The 13,193-nt window shown below is 40.3% G+C and carries 14 protein-coding genes; 3 read left to right on the top strand and 11 right to left on the bottom strand.

Going from position 1 to position 13,193, the window contains the following annotated elements:
• Nucleotides 1-73: 73 nt before the first annotated feature.
• Together LF817_RS05405 and LF817_RS05400 are read right to left on the bottom strand one after the other, a co-directional pair.
• Entirely contained in the window at nucleotides 74-274 is a 201-nt protein-coding gene (locus LF817_RS05405) for a cold-shock protein (RefSeq protein ID WP_188375937.1), read from the bottom strand.
• A 239-nt stretch (nucleotides 275-513) separates the two neighbouring features.
• Nucleotides 514-1,005 (bottom strand): superoxide dismutase family protein, encoded by a 492-nt coding sequence (locus LF817_RS05400; protein WP_371924999.1) that lies wholly within the window; start codon nucleotides 1,003-1,005, stop codon nucleotides 514-516.
• A gap of 126 nt (nucleotides 1,006-1,131) precedes the next feature.
• Here LF817_RS05400 and LF817_RS05395 point away from each other — a divergent pair, with 126 nt between their 5' ends.
• Nucleotides 1,132-1,839 carry a SurA N-terminal domain-containing protein gene (locus tag LF817_RS05395; RefSeq protein ID WP_253934752.1) on the top strand — a complete coding sequence of 236 codons (708 nt, stop codon included), beginning with the start codon at nucleotides 1,132-1,134 and terminating at the stop codon, nucleotides 1,837-1,839.
• A 589-nt stretch (nucleotides 1,840-2,428) separates the two neighbouring features.
• Here LF817_RS05395 and LF817_RS05390 read toward each other — a convergent pair.
• From LF817_RS05390 to LF817_RS05375, 4 genes are all read right to left on the bottom strand, one after another.
• Nucleotides 2,429-6,046: a dynamin family protein gene (locus LF817_RS05390; protein ID WP_253934751.1), complete on the bottom strand. Its 3,618-nt coding sequence runs from the start codon at nucleotides 6,044-6,046 to the stop codon at nucleotides 2,429-2,431.
• Nucleotides 6,047-6,121: 75 nt separating this feature from the next.
• Nucleotides 6,122-6,961 carry an alpha/beta hydrolase gene (locus LF817_RS05385; RefSeq protein WP_253934750.1) on the bottom strand — a complete coding sequence of 280 codons (840 nt, stop codon included), beginning with the start codon at nucleotides 6,959-6,961 and terminating at the stop codon, nucleotides 6,122-6,124.
• Nucleotides 6,951-7,850 (bottom strand): gamma-glutamylcyclotransferase family protein, encoded by a 900-nt coding sequence (locus LF817_RS05380; RefSeq protein ID WP_253934749.1) that lies wholly within the window; start codon nucleotides 7,848-7,850, stop codon nucleotides 6,951-6,953. Before LF817_RS05380 ends, LF817_RS05385 begins: the two co-directional genes overlap by 11 nt.
• Before the next feature lie 6 nt (nucleotides 7,851-7,856).
• Nucleotides 7,857-8,831, bottom strand: a complete 975-nt coding sequence (locus LF817_RS05375; RefSeq protein WP_253934748.1) for a P1 family peptidase — start codon at nucleotides 8,829-8,831, stop codon at nucleotides 7,857-7,859.
• Nucleotides 8,832-8,896: 65 nt separating this feature from the next.
• Between LF817_RS05375 and LF817_RS05370 the strand changes: the two genes are divergently transcribed.
• A complete protein-coding gene (locus LF817_RS05370; protein ID WP_253934747.1) occupies nucleotides 8,897-9,172 on the top strand; it encodes an acylphosphatase in 276 nt (91 codons plus the stop codon).
• 44 nt (nucleotides 9,173-9,216) lie between these two features.
• Here LF817_RS05370 and LF817_RS05365 read toward each other — a convergent pair whose 3' ends face one another.
• The 5 genes from LF817_RS05365 to LF817_RS05345 form a co-directional block, all read right to left on the bottom strand.
• On the bottom strand, nucleotides 9,217-9,957 hold the full coding sequence (locus tag LF817_RS05365) for an SDR family oxidoreductase (protein ID WP_253934746.1): 741 nt from the start codon (nucleotides 9,955-9,957) through the stop codon (nucleotides 9,217-9,219).
• A 118-nt stretch (nucleotides 9,958-10,075) separates the two neighbouring features.
• A complete protein-coding gene (locus LF817_RS05360; RefSeq protein ID WP_253934745.1) occupies nucleotides 10,076-10,315 on the bottom strand; it encodes a ferredoxin family protein in 240 nt (79 codons plus the stop codon).
• A gap of 149 nt (nucleotides 10,316-10,464) precedes the next feature.
• Nucleotides 10,465-11,010, bottom strand: a complete 546-nt coding sequence (locus LF817_RS05355; protein WP_253934744.1) for a histidine phosphatase family protein — start codon at nucleotides 11,008-11,010, stop codon at nucleotides 10,465-10,467.
• 450 nt (nucleotides 11,011-11,460) lie between these two features.
• The gene (locus LF817_RS05350) at nucleotides 11,461-11,664 is read right to left on the bottom strand and encodes a DUF6501 family protein (RefSeq protein WP_253934743.1); all 204 of its coding nucleotides are present in this window, start codon (nucleotides 11,662-11,664) and stop codon (nucleotides 11,461-11,463) included.
• Between the two features lie 55 nt (nucleotides 11,665-11,719).
• A complete protein-coding gene (locus LF817_RS05345; RefSeq protein ID WP_253934814.1) occupies nucleotides 11,720-12,325 on the bottom strand; it encodes an alpha/beta hydrolase in 606 nt (201 codons plus the stop codon).
• Between the two features lie 180 nt (nucleotides 12,326-12,505).
• On the opposite strand from LF817_RS05345, the gene LF817_RS05340 reads away from it, so the two are divergent.
• Nucleotides 12,506-13,168 (top strand): GNAT family N-acetyltransferase, encoded by a 663-nt coding sequence (locus LF817_RS05340; RefSeq protein WP_253934742.1) that lies wholly within the window; start codon nucleotides 12,506-12,508, stop codon nucleotides 13,166-13,168.
• Nucleotides 13,169-13,193 lie beyond the last annotated feature (25 nt).

Raw genomic sequence — 13,193 nt, 5'->3', positions numbered from 1 at the left:
GAAACCTCCTTTGGACATGTCCAGTTTATGTAAAAGAGACTGACTTACATGGAGTCAGTCTCTTTTATATTTCTTATAATTTAGTTACATTAGCAGCCTGTGGTCCGCGATCGCCTTCTGTAATTTCAAATTCTACACTTTGACCTTCTTCAAGTGATTTGAATCCTTCTTCTTGAATAGCGCTGAAGTGTACGAATACATCGTCTCCACCTTCAACTTCAATAAATCCAAATCCTTTTTCTGCGTTAAACCATTTTACTGTACCAGTTTTCATAAAAATGGGTCCTCCAATATTTCTAAAAATTAATATGTGTTCCATGCATCATGAAAAAAATCACATATTACAAAAAGTACCAAACAGAATTGATAACCCTTTATAATAAGTGATTTAGGAGTTATGCATGGGTTGGTGCCTTTCATATACATATATAAATATACACGATTTCACTACATGTGTCAAGAGTTGTAAGAAATACCCCGCCTTCATACGCTAAGAGTCCTTAGCGTATTCCATTAATTCTGTTCTATTATACCGCAAGCTATTCTAAGTCCTGAATTACCTGTAGGCTGTGTTTGGTAGTCATCAGGACCTTGATGGATGATGACAGATTTGCCAATGATCTCATCAACTGTAAATCTATCAGTAAAAAAGAGCATTCTCGCCCTGCCGCTGTTAGAAAATAATACGGGGAAATCCCCGGCATGATTTCCGTGTGGCTGGTCATCGGGGTTCCAATGCCCGCCGGCTGATTCAAAGGGCATTTCGCCATTTCCTACTTCACAAACTCCCTTCTCATGTATATGAAATCCGTGAGGACCTATTTGTGTGCCGTTCTTTTTTTCAAAAGAAGGAAGGCCTTCTACTTGGACAATCACCTCTACACCGTATGGCTGCTGAACAAAATTCATCATTCCTTTAAGTTTCGGAGCTAACGGACTGGCATGGAACTCTACCGTCGCCGACTGACCATACATATTTCTAGGATAGTACAAGACTGGATCCATCTTCATCCCCCTCCCTGTACCTTCATTTTATGTGAAATATGTGGAAATATAACCATTCAGTTTTACTTGAGGTAAAGGGGTGTGCTACACTCCGAATATTGATTGAACAGGAAAAGGAGAGATCTTATGAAAGATAAATGGATAGCAATATGGATTTCCATCCTAGCTCTGATGATACTTGCTGCTTGTTCCAGTGAAGATGATAGCAGTGAAGGTGAAAATAACGAAGCTGATCCTCAAACTGAACAGTCCTCGTCTGAAGAGGGTGACGATAGCGGGCCAGTAGCAACTGTAAATGGAGAAGAACTTTCAAGAGAAGATTTTAATACCCAATACAATGGTGCCAAACAACAATATGAGCAAATGGGTATGGATGTAGAAGGCCAGCAGGAACAAATTGAGCAAAGCGTAATTGAAGAAATGATCGGTCTCGAATTATTATCACAAGAAGCTGAAGCTGAAGGACACGAGGTTTCACCAGACGAGGTAGACGAACGCTACGAAGAATTCTCATCACAATTCGAAAGTGAAGAAGCTAAGCAAGAAGCTTACGAAGCGAACGACCTCGATGAAGAAACAGTAAGAGAAGAACTCGAGCGCAGCTTAGTGATTAATAAATATGTCGAAGAAAATACAGAAGAAGTTGAAGTGACTGACGAAGAAATCGAAGAACAGTACGAAGTGATCAGCGAAGAGCAAGGTGAAAATGCTCCCAGTCTTGACGAATCTAGAGATCAAATCGAGCAGCAGCTTATTACTTCGAAAGAAAATGAACAAATTACTAAGTTAATTGATGAACTGCGTGAAGAGGCTGATGTGGAAGTGCTTATCTAATCATAAGTTGATCATTGGAAATGTGCTTATAATCATTTAGATTTATATTCATGAAAAAAACCTTCCTCAATGAGGAAGGTTTTTTTCATTACACTTTTCAAACTTTTTATTTTTATTAACAGGTCATACGTGTACTAATAACGTCAGCTTCATCAACATCTGATTTTTATAGAGCTAACAATTTCTCATATAGTACATCCGTTACTTTTTCACGGTAAACTCAGAAACTATGAAAATCAGATGTTTTTTCAATAAAAAATGGAGTTGTTAAACTCAGTGCGGCTTTAAGAGCAAGACCATTCTTACATCTTTGACAAGTAATCAATTTATTAATCTCCTTTCATCTGTGTCTTTACTAACTAAACACCACCCTTACTAAATTTTTTTCGACATAATTGATCAATCAATTCAAAATTCCGCACTGTTCGTCGTGTAGTCGCAGTTAATACTTAAAATCCACTTGACGATGCAGCCACCTTATAAATTCCCGTTATGTTTCTCAGTTCTTTTTAAAACTTACAACATCAAAAAAGGTAGAAGCTCACCTACTATTTTTAGGTGTCTTCTACCTTTCTACTGTCAGTTCAATTTATACCAGACTTTTAATGGTTTCATGACGACGTTTCAAATCAGTAATGTCCACTTTGTTCTCCAGGCTGTACATTTGCCTGTCAAAAGCGGCTTCAATTTCGTTGTACCATTGGTCAAATGCTTCCTGCGCCTTTATGTTCATAAGCTCTGTGAAATGATTCACTAAAAGGTGATTCTTATCATTAATAGCTTTTTGTAATGGTTGAGAGATGAGGTCAGCCATTTGATCCTTCATCTTTTCTTTTTCATTATTTTCAAAAAAGGACTGTGTACCCTTGAACAGTTTAACTGGTTTTACAAATTGCTCATAGGAAATTGAAATCGTTTGGTTTATCGTGATCGCTTCTGTCCGGCCAAATTCAAAAGGCTGCAGCTCTATCGAAGGTTTGATGAGTTTGAGTTGCGACGTCAATTCCTTTTTCATTTGATCTATTCTTTCTTTAACGAAAGCTTCCATTCTGATGGCTACGGCTCTAATCTCCTGATTCATTTCATACTCTACCTCAGCGAGCAATTCTTTAGAAGCGAACCATAGCCGCTCTCTCGCTTCAGCTTTATCCCCTTTTACAACAGCAGGGTTGATATGATTTTTGAAATAATCGTTAAAATTAAGCATCAATCTTTCATGGACATAATGAAGCTGCTTATCCATCTTTTGTTGAAGGGCTTCATGCTCTCTCTCCGTCAAGTGCCGCGGTAAAACATTTATAGACCTTTGCTTTTCTTCTTTCAATTGATTCAACTGATCATTTTTCTGCTGTTCGTCCAAGGAAGCATTTCGTATAAATGATTCAAGAGTTTTTTCTGCTTCTTCGATATCGTGATGAATCGAATGGTAGAGCATTTCTGAGAGTTCTTCTTCTAAGAAACGATCAAACCTGGTTTCAAAATGTTCTAAACCGGAATGGACTGGGTTTACTTCCTTTTGCTTTTCTTTCAGTCCTTGGAGACTAGACAAAGAAAATATCCTCGGGTTACGGATTTTGAATTGCTGTAGTTGATCTTGAAGGTATTCTTCAACGAGCAGCTTTTCTTCTTCGGAATCTGCTAAGTCGGCCGCATTGATTATGAAGAACATTTTATCCATCGAGAATGCATCCTTAACCCTCCCAAGCTGAGTTAAGAAAGATTGATCCGCTTTAGAAAAGGGATGGTTATAATAAGTGACAAAAAGAATGGCATCTGCATTTTTTATATATTCAAATGAAACATTCGTATGTCTTGCATTAACTGAATCCGCTCCTGGCGTATCTACAAGGCGTATTCCTTTTCTCGTCCACTCACAATCATAGTAGATTTCTGCCCACTCGATGAAGCAGGAAATTTTCTCCTCTGAGACGTAAGAGGATAAGTCCTCCCATGCAATTGTCATACGTTCCCCCGCGTAGCCTTTCATTCGACCATAACCGGCGATAAAAGCTTGTAGAAAAGCTCTTTTTTTATGATCTAACTGATTCAAGAATTTCTCATCAAAAGCTGCAACACGTTCATACGCGTCATCGAGACTTGAAGGCAAGTTCTGTTCTGAGGCGTGCGTCACATCTTCCAGCAGTTCTTTTTCAGACTTCACCTTTACGACCACTGTTCGGTGAGGATGCTTTTCAGTAGGGGGGACAATTTTATTGATAGCAGCCGTCGTCGGATTAGGAGAAACGGGCAGCACGCGGTCTCCCAGTACAGCATTTGCAAAGGAAGATTTCCCAGCACTGAACGCGCCGAAAAGAGCAATTGTGTATTCTCTGTGCAGCAACCTTTCCTTTTTATCAAGCAGTTGTGCTCGTAAACCTTCTAAACCAGGAACATCCTGTATCGTTTCAACAGCTCGGTCTATTGATGGAGAAATTTCCTCTTTTGGTGAACTTGCTGCTTGTATGGAAGGGGAACCCTCTTCCTCCTTTGTTATCGCTGTTGAATTTACTTCAGCCAGCTTTAATTCGGCCGGTTGTTTCTCTGCAATCTTTTCGTTCTTTTTTTCTATCGTATCCAGCAGATTGTCAACTTCTTTTTTGGAAGGTTGGGACTGGTAAAGCGCCTCGTTTAACATTTCTTTGAATTGGTCAGTTATTGCCTCGATTTTTTCTGCTTTTTCTAAAATTTCCTGTTTTTCTTCTTTCGATTCAAACAATGTGCGGTGGACGTTGTATTCCTCATAAGCGAGATTCTTCAACTCACCCTCGATCTCTTTCCACCACTCGTTCATTTCCGCATTGAAATACTTTTGGATGTCTTTTGAAAGCTGGTCCGTATACCGAAGTACATACTCTCCAGTGACTTCAGCTCCCGGCTCAATCAGCTCCTCCACACGTGCAGCCGGATAGTGGATATTAAGTTTTTGTGCCTCATTTAACAAGGAAGAATCAGTAATCTCTTGCGTATCTAAAAAAGAAGTTAAACGCTCTCTTAAAGGCCAAAGCATGTTCTTTTCAATGGTTTCTTGAAGTTCTTCTATAAATTTATCATGACGAATCTTTTTTTCTTCCTCTGTTTTTTTCTTCGCAAACAATAGGCCTGCTTTGAAGCCTGATTGCTGAGACTCTAAGTATGTCCGTGCACTTTCTCTCAAACTACTTGGCATAAGGTATGCATTCGTGATGAATTTTTTAATTCGATTCTGAAATTGCTTCTCAGCTGCAGAAACTCGATCTTCTTCGGTCACGACTGTGTAGTCTGATCCTTGCAGTCTTTCTTCTTCTTTCTGTATCGTCAGGTTGACTTCCTCCAGCCTGTTTTCTAAATCCTCCAGATCGGTTGAATATCGATCGACGATATATTGCTGGCTTTCATGAATAATCGCTTCGGCATGTAAAAGTGCTTGTTCTTTAATGGGTTGTTTGGAGAACTTATGCTGAAAGTCTTCTTTTAATATGTCTAGATTACTATATTGGTGCTCTGTATCTTTTAAAGAGGTATAATAAATGGACTCTGGCTCTATACCCCATAAAGACAAAGATTCCTGAACGCTTTGCTTGAATTCGTCAAAGGTAAGTTCATCTTCATTATGTTTGTCGACTTGGTTAATAATGATTGAAAATGGCGTTTGTCTTTTCTGCATTTCTAATAGGAAGCTCAAATTCACCTCAGACTGCACATGGTTATAGTCCATGACGTAATACATAAAATCCATGAGGTGCAGAGAAGATTCCGTAATCAGACGATCGGCATCATTCGTCGAATCCACCCCCGGGGTGTCCAGCAGTTTAACGTGGGAGGGGATGCCTGGCAGGGGACGACTTATTTCAATCGCCTCAATCGCTTCTCCGTCTTTACAAAGTTTTTTGATGGTCTCAAGCCCGATATCCCCGATGAACTTCTCAGGATTCGCTTTAGTATAATGGACCGTCGTAGAAGGGTCGCCTGAGAATAGCTTCACTATATTTGCACTAGTAGGTATAGGACTTGAGGGTAAAATTTCAAATTCGGAGAGACGATTGATCATCGTCGATTTACCCGCAGAAAAATGACCGGCAAATCCGATCATCACTTCCTCGTTTTTTAATTTCGCAATGATTTCTAATAATTTCTCTGCTGATGAAGGGTTGTGTTTATCAACTTCGCCATGCAGGGCAGCAATCTGAGCTAATACTGAGCTATGACTCTCTTTGGTGGATACAGACATCTTCAATTTCCCCTTTTGACTGACTCGTTCCTCTTTTGCCTATATTATATCAGAAAGCTTCATTTCGACCACCCGCTAAACCTGTTTATTCATCGTGGAAGCTATTTTGTCATGAACAGTGGAATGATGAAGGATATGGTTGTGATCTTCGCCTGGAATTAAAATGACCTCTTTTTGAAATTGTTCTTGATGCCATTTTTTTAGTTTTTCTGGCAAGATCACCTCATCTTTTTCCCCGACAAATGTGATAAAATTATCTTTTTCTTTCAATAGATTCTCCGGTACCTTCTCTAAAAATCTGGACATGATTAATCGGAAGGTCAATTCCAGTGTACCTCCCTCTGCCCCGAACTCATCAGGAATGAGGGCTACTGTACTCTTATCCCAAAAGTTCAACCCTAAGCGATGAAGCACAGCAAGGGCGGTTGCCTTTTTAGAGTAAACTTCGAAATCGACATCGGTTTCCGGCTTGAATTGGTCATTCGCATCGTTTTGATATACTGGAAGCCTCGGATGAAAATACGGTGCTATAAACACATAAAAATCAGCCAGTGTTTTATTATTATTAATCAAACGTAGAATGTTGGCGCACCCCATGGAATGACCAGCCAATATAATCTCAGAAAAACCCTTATTTCGTACGTAATGGATAAAGTCCATAAGGTCTTCGTCGTACTGTCCGAGATAGGAAAGGTCTCCACGTTCATTTTCACTATCGTAACCTCTCAGGATCGGAAGGAAAACATCACCGCCGGCATGATAAGATGCCGCCAGCTCCTTATGATGATCGACCTCAGCTGTCACACCGTGAATCATTATGAAAGCACGGTGCTCCGCATTACTCGGCTTAGAGAAGTGCGCGTAATGAAGATGAGTGAAGTCCCTGGTAACATATTTCTTCCATTCAGTCTTCATTCATTTTTCCCTTCTTCCTTTTTTCGCTCTCCATATAATCCCTGAAACCCTGTACGGGAAGTTTTTTAGTAAATTTAGTAACGATATTGTTTATATATCCTGGTGATAGATATTGTTTGGCTCCTCTATAAATTTCAACTGCATAATGAAGCGGAGCAGCAATCTCCTCTTCTTTTGTAATCACAGTAAACGTTATTGCTCGTTCATATTCCCCATTATGATAAGGATAAACAACGGTTGGCCTGTATGAACTGGAGTATACTCCTTCCCGGTAGTACAAATAATTCAGCGCATCCGCGTCTATTTTATAGAGTACACCTTCTACTTGTTCGCCGCGCGATTCCCCAATATCTGCTCGCGCTCCGTCCTCAAGATGGTGAGTGAACATCATTTGATAATTTTCAAGTACCGATCGTCCTTTCACTTCTTCGAATAAATGATCGACTCCAGCATGAATAAATCGTTCATTATCCATACAAGATCCGTACGCAAAATAATTCAAATGATTCTGTTTTAAAGCTTGATCGACTTTCCAATCTCCACCTTCAATAAAGTGTTCGGTCTCAAAACGGTCACCACCTATATACGTTTCGACTTCATAATCACCGGCCTCCGTGTAAGCCGTCACTTTTTTCCGGAGGAAGAGAGAGTTAGGATCATCTTCACGATAACCTTCCAAGCGGTCGACAGCCGGCAATAACTCCTCCTTGATTTCATATATCTCTCCATAAACAAGTGAATGCTCATCTTCTTTTATGAATGGATAATACGATGGGCTTTTATACATTTTTGCTTTCACCCATGCTTGCTCACTTATTAATTTAGAATTTTTCAAAACATTGTGATTCAACTCTCCGCGACAAAGAGTACCATAGACAAAAACCAGCACTTTTTTTCACCTCAACTGTAATTCTTTGTATGAGAGGAGCCCATAGGCGCTTTCAGACGATTGTACAGCATTAATGACCGCCCGCTCCACGACATACGTAAATAAATAACCTAATGTATTTAAATCAACTTTTTTCTCGTTCGTGCTCATCGTAAATAAAGTATCTCCGTCAACAAACGTGTGGGAAGGCTTCATTGTTACGGCCAGCCCATCATGTGCCATCGACGCCAGTTTATTTGCTTCAGCCTTGGTCATTGAAGCATTAGTAATAATTGTACCAATAGTCGTATTTTCACTAAAACGATTCGCATGGCTGCCGTTCAAATTATTCAGTAATATGGATTCCGTATATAAAAATTCCTGCTTTACTCTGCTATAGGCTCCGGCTAATCTTTCACCTGAAGTGGGATCAACAATATCTCCAAAGCTGTTGACTGCTATGACAGCCCCTACTTTCAGCTCACCAACCTGCACGGCGAAATGCCCTAATCCGCCTTTCATAGCTTTTTCAAAACCAAGGATTTTGCCTACCGAAGCTCCTGTCCCGGCTCCGTAGTTTCCTGATTCAAAGAAATGGTGTCCGAGCGCATTCAGAGCCGCTTGCTCCCCCATCTTTTCATCCGGGCGTATATCGGAAGCGCCTACTGCCAAATCGAATAAAATAGCTCCTGGAACGATCGGCACTTTAGCGACTCCAACATTGAAACCTGCTCCTTCCTGTTCTAACACGTTCATAACACCTTGGCCCACAGCAAGCCCATAAGCACTTCCTCCAGAAAGAAAAACCCCGTGGACCTCCTGGACAAGGTTTTCTGATTTTAGAAGGTCTGTTTCTCTCGTCCCGGGAGCCCCGCCTCGTACGTCTACCCCTGCAACAGTCCCGCTTTTTGATAAGATGACAGTGCACCCTGTCCCTGCTTCTGTAGACTGAGCATGCCCGAGTTCAAACCCTTCAATTTGCTGTATATGGATTTCATGCAAAATAAATCAACTCACTTACGTTTTTAGTTTCATTAAAAAAGGTAAAGTACTATGGAGGTGTTGATATGCCAAGAAAACAATGGGTCTTTCACGGTCGAGTCCAGGGAGTAGGCTTTCGGGCCACCGCGCAATCCATCGCCAGACAACAGGAGCTGACCGGATGGGTCAGAAATAAAGAAGATGGTTCTGTAGAAATTGAGGCCGAAGGAAAAGGTGATGATCTCGAAGCCTTTCTTCAAGAAATCAAGGATGGCCCCAGCCCGTTCATAAAAATTGATAAAATAGATGAACGGGCTTTTGAAGAAGAAGAAGGCCATAAAAAGTTTAAGATTGTCTATTGATCATCCAGCACACCACAGTTCTCTGCGGTGTGTTTTCTTATTTCTTATTTCTTATGCATAGGACGTACAATAAGTTCGTTGACATTTACGGACGCAGGCTGAGTGACAGCATAAGCCACTGCGCTTGCAATATCCTCTGAATCCAAAGGAGTCATATCTCGATCTTTGAACATATCAATGACATCACCGTCTGTAATGTGTTCGGTCAATTCTGTATCAACAGCTCCCGGGGAAACATTTGTAACCCGGACCCCAGAGCGGGACAATTCTTTTTCCATGCCCATAGATAAAGCTTTAACGGCGTACTTTGTCGCACTATAGACTGTACTTGAAGGAAAAACTTCGTGTCCTGCTACAGATGCAACATTGATGATATGCCCTGATTCTTGTTTAAGCATTTGCGGCAAGGCGGCATGGATGCCAAACAGCACACCCTTAATATTCACGTCGACCATCTGCTCCCATTCATCGACGTGATCGTTCTTAAGAAATGACAATAACATGACACCTGCGTTATTTACATATATATCGACACTGCCAAGCTTATCTGTTGTATGTTTGACTAATTCTTCAACATCCGAACGCTTCGTAACGTCTGTTTCACTGACGATTGCACGGACTCCATATTTATCTTCTACATCTTCCGCCAATTGCTGCAGTTTATGGGCACGTCTTGCAGCTAATACGACGTTTGCCCCTTCTTGTGCAAGGTGTTCGGCGATCGCTTTACCTATACCACTGCTCGCACCTGTAATAATCGCTGATTTATTCTTAAGTTTACCCATGATAATTTCCCCCTTTTATAACTAATCCATACCCTTCCGGAACAGAAGTTACTCCTTTTCACCTATTAAAAAAGTCACCCCTATGCTACATAGAGATGACTTTTTTAATATGTGTCTATTACTGCTGCTCAAAATACTGGCGGTTCAATTCGATGTATTTGTTTTCTTCTTCAGGTACTTCGTCCTCAATATAAATTGCTTCAACTGGACATACCGCTTCACAAGCACCACAATCAATGCAGATTGATGGGTCGATATAAAACATATCTTTACCCTCTTCTATACAGTCTACTGGACAAACATCTACACATTCTCCAGCTTTCTCGTCTTTACAAGGGGAAGTAATAACAAAAGCCACGTGAATCTCCTCCTTCCTTCTCTAGAAAAATTAAGGATGCACACTATTCATATACACCATTTACGGGATTGTTAAACAAGACTACTTTACTTATGATAACGATTTTAGACGAATTTCGCAATCGGTTAGCTAAATTCCGCGATATTCGTCTATTCCTGCCAAACCCTTTCGACTGTATATTCGCCTCCCTGTTTCTGAACTAGAAATATATCAGGGCGTGATAGCCGTTTCCATTCATTGAATCCGAACTCTCTTTTATATTTTTGCATGATTAATGCTAATAGGTTTCCGTGAGTGACCAAAATGATATTTCCCTGTTCTTCTTCAAGCTCTTCAATAAGCGAGAGCGCTCGTTCCTTAGCTTCAATGGAGGATTCGCCTCCAGACATTTTCATCTCTGGATCTTCGAATGTGTCATAAAGGACTTCTTCCCAGTCGTCCAGTGGAGTGTGACTTAGAATCCGTTCTTCCAGTCTTTCGTCCCGCTCAATTTCAATCCCTTTATCCATAGCATACGGTTTGATGGTTTCGATTGCACGCAGGAATGGACTTGAGATGATGCGGCTGATTTCATATCCTGAATTGTCCAGGAATGCGGCTAATACTTGAGCTTGCCGGACACCTGACTTTGTTAACGGTGAGTCTTCATGCTGACCCTCTGTCTCACTGTGGCGTACTAAAATAAGTTTGTCCATTATGACTCCCCCTTTATTCTTACCTCTTACTTCTATTATCAATGAAGAAATACGACTTGACAAGAAGTGATCTTTCGAAAGCATTAAATTAAAATTAAACATACTCAATTCTATTGTAACCGTAATTCTATCAACCTATTCATCACCGATTTATAAAAGAATAGATGAGATGGATCATCCAGGTTAAAAATGTCTTGCAGAATTGAACATTTAACTATAAATCAAATTCCAGTGATAGTTTAAAAAATTAAACCGGAGAATTTTGTTGTCCTTTATAGGAAGTTTAAATGAGCATTCGATAGCAAAAGAGTATTGTTGATGGCGGGTCTAAGCATAAATCTAACTTGGGGAGATAGGTGAGGATTGCTGAGGTTTAACTATATAATTTAAAATCAGTCTGTCGATTAATTTTCGACAGACTGATGCGAAGCTTATAACTTTCTATCGTTTTTATAATTCTTTGAAATATTCTTTATAAAAACCGCCGATACGGCCTGAATTGTCAATGACGAAATAAAACTCTTCACTCTCGTTTTGAACGTCGTAAACTTTTCCTGGTGTGAGTACATTGCTTACGACAAACTTTTTCGCTTCATTATGAACACATTCAATTTTTTTAATCGGTTCTGTCTGGTCCCAAGTTTTATGAATCATTATAAAACAGCCTCCTTCAAGCTCTATAATACAAGGAATGGGCTTACAACTCAATTCATAATTTAGACTCATACCACTCAGCAGACTTATTCACTTCTGCTTCTGTCAATTGGTGCCCCATCCGTTCCCAGTGGGTCGTAACGTCAGCTCCCGCACTTTCGAGCAATTCCTTTAAGTCCACAGTCTCTTGAGCAGGACAAATTGGATCGTTTTCCCCTGCTCCAATAAATACACGGGTCTGAGTTAAATCAGGGAGGTCGTTTCCTCTTCTAGGAACCATAGGATGGAACAATATAGCAGTTTTTATGCTTTGTTCATAATGGAACATTAAGCTGCCGGCTATATTTGCACCGTTCGAATAGCCGACCGCCACGACTTGATCTCTATTGAATTCGTACGCTGAAGCCGCTTCATCTAGAAACTCATGCAATTCTTGTGTACGGAATACAAGATCCTCTTCATCAAATACTCCTTCTCGTAACCGACGGAAAAACCTGGGCATCCCCTGCTCCGACACATTCCCCCGAACAGATAGGACAGCCGCTTCTGGATCGATCATTTGAGCGAGAGGTATCAAATCTTCTTCTGTACCTCCAGTACCGTGCAATAAAAGAAGTACGGGACTATCTTTTGAACGACCTTCTTTAAAAATATGTTTCATCTTCATACCTTTCCCCTCCTGAACATCATATAGTTTACATAACATTAATATAGTTCCCTTCATTAGTACCTACTCTAGAATTTTATCTTTAATTCGAGATAATGTCAAAAACAGAGAAATACCATTCTCATAAAGAGACATGCTATACTAATTTACAAACAGTTGAAGAGGTGAAACATAATGGATAAATGGATTTATGGATATGATGCAAAAGGTAAACGTCTGAACCACTTACATATACGTAATTACAATGACAACGATTTTGAACGCCTGATTGAGGTGCAAAAGAAAGCCTTCCCTCCTCCCTTCCCTTCAGACTTGTGGTGGAATCAATCTCAGCTTCAAGAGCATATCAGCATTTTCCCAGAAGGATGTCTTTGCATTGAAGTCGAAGGAATCATCGCAGGATCAATGACAGCTATGAGATGTACGGTTGATGATCAAAAGGATCATAAGTGGGAAGAAATCACAGGAAATGGGACTATGAGGACACATGATGAGAACGGTCCAGAGCTGTATGTTGTAGATATTTGCGTTGATCCTGAATATCGTTCATTAGGTTTAGGCAGCCAATTGACTCAGGCTATGTATGAAACCGTTGTCCACTTAGGGCTGGATCGACTCATTGGAGGAGCACGGATGCCTTCTTATCATAAATACGAGAATGAATACACTCCGGAGGAATATGTCAACCTCATCCTTCAAAGTGAAATTCATGATCCCGTTCTCACTTTTTTATTTAAAGCTGGAAGATCACCTGTGCGGCCGATCGCTGAGTATATTGATGATAAGGAATCCTGTAATTACGGGCTTCTCACTGAATGGAAAAATCCATTCAAATAAATAATAACCTCGCTTCTGAGTTGGA

The organism is Halobacillus sp. A1, assembly GCF_024189295.1.
In the GTDB taxonomy this organism is placed as follows: Bacteria; Bacillota; Bacilli; order Bacillales; family Halobacillaceae; genus Halobacillus_A.
Note: the sequence above shows the minus strand (reverse complement) of the source record. Positions and strands in the feature narration are given on the sequence as shown.

Bases quoted from the DNA above. Each gene is read 5' to 3' on its own strand.
- LF817_RS05390 (WP_253934751.1), bottom strand. From the start codon at position 6,046: ATGTCTGTATCCACCAAAGAGAGTCATAGCTCAGTATTAGCTCAGATT.
- LF817_RS05385 (WP_253934750.1), bottom strand. From the start codon at position 6,961: ATGAAGACTGAATGGAAGAAATATGTTACCAGGGACTTCACTCATCTT.
- LF817_RS05365 (WP_253934746.1), bottom strand. From the start codon at position 9,957: ATGGGTAAACTTAAGAATAAATCAGCGATTATTACAGGTGCGAGCAGT.
- LF817_RS05405 (WP_188375937.1), bottom strand. From the start codon at position 274: ATGAAAACTGGTACAGTAAAATGGTTTAACGCAGAAAAAGGATTTGGA.
- LF817_RS05400 (WP_371924999.1), bottom strand. From the start codon at position 1,005: ATGGATCCAGTCTTGTACTATCCTAGAAATATGTATGGTCAGTCGGCG.
- LF817_RS05395 (WP_253934752.1), top strand. From the start codon at position 1,132: ATGAAAGATAAATGGATAGCAATATGGATTTCCATCCTAGCTCTGATG.
- LF817_RS05370 (WP_253934747.1), top strand. From the start codon at position 8,897: ATGCCAAGAAAACAATGGGTCTTTCACGGTCGAGTCCAGGGAGTAGGC.
- LF817_RS05350 (WP_253934743.1), bottom strand. From the start codon at position 11,664: ATGATTCATAAAACTTGGGACCAGACAGAACCGATTAAAAAAATTGAA.
- LF817_RS05340 (WP_253934742.1), top strand. From the start codon at position 12,506: ATGGATAAATGGATTTATGGATATGATGCAAAAGGTAAACGTCTGAAC.
- LF817_RS05355 (WP_253934744.1), bottom strand. From the start codon at position 11,010: ATGGACAAACTTATTTTAGTACGCCACAGTGAGACAGAGGGTCAGCAT.
- LF817_RS05345 (WP_253934814.1), bottom strand. From the start codon at position 12,325: ATGAAACATATTTTTAAAGAAGGTCGTTCAAAAGATAGTCCCGTACTT.